This is a genomic window from Rhodopseudomonas sp. BR0C11 (assembly GCF_010820945.1).
GTDB classification, from domain to species: Bacteria; Pseudomonadota; Alphaproteobacteria; order Rhizobiales; family Xanthobacteraceae; genus Rhodopseudomonas; species Rhodopseudomonas palustris_H.
The window spans coordinates 1-3315 of the sequence record NZ_QTKI01000479.1 but is presented as its reverse complement, the minus strand read 5'-3'; the positions used below and the strand labels follow the sequence as shown (position 1 = coordinate 3315).

The following is a 3315-nucleotide window of genomic DNA, read 5'->3' as shown; positions in this document are numbered from 1 at the left end:
CGCCGACCTCGGCATGACCAAGGGCCACGCTCATGGCGCCGCTGGCGGCGTGGGCGCGGTGCTCGGCATGGAGTTCGCCGGCGAAGTCGTAGCGCTCGGCGACGAAGCCTATGGCTGCAAGGTCGGCGACCGGGTGATGGGTTCGACCGCCGGCGCGTTCGGCGAGTACACCCTCGCCGATCACGGACGGCTGCTGCCGATCCCTGACGGCTTGAGCTTCGAAGACGCCGCCACCCTGCCGGTCGCCCTCACCACGATGCACAATGCGGTGGTGGCGATCGGCAAGCTGCGCTCCGGGCAGTCGGTGCTGGTGCAAGGCGCAAGCTCCGGCGTCGGGCTGATGGCGATGCAGATCGCCAAGCTGAAAGGCGCCCGCAAGGTGATCGGCTCGTCGACCGACAAGAGCCGCCGCGAAAAGCTGCATCAGTTCGGTGCGGATCTGGCGATCGACTCCTCCGGCGACGGCTGGGTCGATCAGGTGCTCGCCGCCACCGGCGGCGCCGGCGTCGATCTCGTGATCGACCAGGTCTCCGGCAAGGTCGCCAACCAGAACCTCGCCGCCACGCGGGTGCTCGGCCGCATCGTCAATGTCGGCCGGCTCGGCGGCACCCATGCCGACTTCAATTTCGATCTGCACGCCGCGCGCCGGATCGACTATGTCGGCGTCACCTTCCGCAGCCGCAGCGTCGAAGAGGTCCGCGAAATCTTCCGCCAGGTCCGCGGCGACATCTGGCCGGCGGTCGAAGCACGCATCTTGAAGGTGCCGGTCGACAAGGTGTTTCCGTTCGCGGAGATCGGCGCAGCCTTCGCCCACATGGAAGCCAACCGCCACCTCGGCAAGATCGTGGTGACGCTGTAACGGCCGCCAGCGACGACGACCTAAACTGAGACTAATTCGCAGCTAGTCCAAACCGCCCCGTTACCACCAGGGTAACGGGGCGCGCGCCTTTTCGGCGTCGCACGAGGCTGCTAAATCCCCCGCCATGAACGACATCGCCAGCACCAAGTCGCGAGTGGCCGCGGTCTCCGTTGTGGCGAGTGCCACCATGGCGGCGGCGAAATTCGCCATCGGCATCGCCATCGGTTCGCTGGCGCTGATTTCCGAAGCTCTGCACAGCTCGATCGATCTGGTCGCCACCATCATCACCTGGTTCGTGGTGCGGATCTCCGACCGCCCCGCCGACGACGCGCATCATTACGGCCACGGCAAGATCGAGAGCCTGTCGGCGCTCGGCGTGATCGCGATGCTGTACGTGCTGGCCGGCGGCATCCTGGTCGAAGCTTACAGCCGGCTGCGCGAAGGCGCGCCGCCGCCGACCTTCTCGTATCTCGCCTTCGCCATTCTCGGCGTCGATATCGTCGTCAATCTGTGGCGCGCCTGGGCCCTGCACCGGACCGCGGTCGCCACCAAGAGCCAGGCGCTCGCCGCCGACGCGCTGCATTTCGCGTCCGACGTGCTCGGCTCGTTCGCGGTGATCGCCGGCCTCGCGCTGGCCGCTGCGGGCTTTCACTGGGGCGACGCTGCGGCTGCGATCGGCGTCGCGGTGATGATCTCGCTGCTCGGCCTGCGGCTCGGCCGCTCCACCATCCAGACCCTGCTCGACCGCGCGCCCGAAGGCGTCTCTGACAAAGCGCGCGAGGCGATCGGCGCGGTGCCGGGCGTGGTCGGCATCGAGCGGCTGCGCGCCCGCATGGTCGGCCCGACGCATTTCATCGACGCCCTGGTCGAAGTGCCCCGCACCTACCCGATCGACCGCATCGACGAGATCAAGCGCAAGGCACAGGAATCGATGTCGGCGATGTTCGGCGATGCCGACCTCACCTTCACGGCGATTCCGGTGGCGCGCGACAATGAGAGCGTGCGCGAGCGCATCATGGTGATCGCCCGCAATTCCGGCCTCGCGGTCCACCACGTCACTGTGCACGATCTCGGTCACAAGCTGATCGTCAGCATCGACCTCGAGGTCGACGGCGATATGCCGCTGATCGAAGCGCACGACATCGCACACAAGCTCGAGGATCACATCCGCGAGGACTTCGGTGCCGATGTCGAAGTCGACACCCACATCGAGCCGCTGGAGCCGGAGCTGCCGCAGGGCTCCGACGCCGCGCCCGCGCGCGTCGAAGAGATTCGGCTGGCGCTGCGCCGCCTCACCCACGACGGCGCGATCCATGACGTGCACAGCGTCCGTGTGCGCGACACCGAGGCGGGCGAGATCGTCAACTTCCACTGCTACGCCGATCCGTCGATGAGCGTGATCTCGGTGCACGAGCACGTCGACGAAATCGAGCGCAAGCTGCGCGCCAAGTTCCCCTCAGTGAAGCGCGTGATCAGTCACGCCGAACCGCCGAATGCGGACTGAGCCGAGCAGCGCCGCAATAAACTTTGCGGCCGTTCCTGTTTCGGACTCGACTCACGAAAAAATGTCGGCGCGATTCACCTTTGGATAAGAATTTTTCAGGCGGCCTGAGTCGTTGACTCTCGACAGTCCCCTAAAAGTCGATTCAAATCCTAATCATGATTCGAACGGCGCTCGCTGCTTCGAACGGGTGCTGACGGATACTTGGTGGGGGCCACGTATGGCGCGCGTGCAGGCAGCGGACGCCTGCGCTCAATCCGATTCAATTAAAGGATTGGCGCAGTCGATCGCTAAACCCGCCTATCATCGGCTGCTGAATGCAGAGCCGGTGTTGCGGCGCGCGGTGCCGTTGCTGATCATCGCATTTCTGGTCACCATCTTCTTCGGTGCCGCTGTTCAGATCATCGAGCAGAGCAAGCAGAAGCGCGGTGCGATGAACCGCGATCTCAGCGCACTCGCCGATCTGATCGCCGAACGGCTCGAGCATATCGGCGTGGTCCGGCTCGACCGTCCTGCCTCGATCGAACGGCTGCAGAATCTGCTGCCCGGACTGATCCCGACCTGGGGCATCGCCGCGGGTCGGCACGTCATCGTCACCAGCGCCGATCAGCGGATTCTCGCGCGCGTGCCGATCGGCACCGAACCCAGCCTCGACAACCGCTTTCTCGAAGTGCTCGGCGCGGCGTCGCTGACCAAGTCCGGTCAGCCGAACGGCGTCACCGAAATCACCCTGCCCGGCGGCGCTTCCGCGCTGGCCACGATGCACGTGGTGAAGTCGCTGCCCGGCCAGGTCGTCATCATTCAGGAAGACACCGGCTCGGTACTGCGATCAGACACCGCGCTTCAGGTGACGCTGTCGGCGACCACCGGCTTCGTGGTGCTGATCCTCGGCTTCGCCTTCCATTGGCAATCGACCCGCGCCCGCGAGGGCGGCCTGACCCACGACCCGGCGCGC

At 65.9% G+C, this 3315-nt stretch carries 2 protein-coding genes and 1 pseudogene; all 3 read left to right on the top strand.

Annotated elements, in window-relative coordinates:
- Window positions 1–859, top strand: an 859-nt coding sequence (locus DYI24_RS23750; RefSeq protein WP_164574071.1) for a zinc-binding dehydrogenase, incomplete at its 5' end; no start/stop codon positions are given.
- Window positions 860–983: 124 nt separating this feature from the next.
- On the top strand, window positions 984–2363 hold the full coding sequence (locus DYI24_RS23745) for a cation-efflux pump (RefSeq protein WP_107343903.1): 1380 nt from the start codon (window positions 984–986) through the stop codon (window positions 2361–2363).
- Window positions 2364–2580: 217 nt separating this feature from the next.
- Window positions 2581–3315 (top strand): annotated as a pseudogene (locus DYI24_RS23740) (PAS domain-containing sensor histidine kinase); the annotation flags it as partial.

Bases quoted from the DNA above. Each gene is read 5' to 3' on its own strand.
- DYI24_RS23745 (WP_107343903.1), top strand. From the start codon at position 984: ATGAACGACATCGCCAGCACCAAGTCGCGAGTGGCCGCGGTCTCCGTT.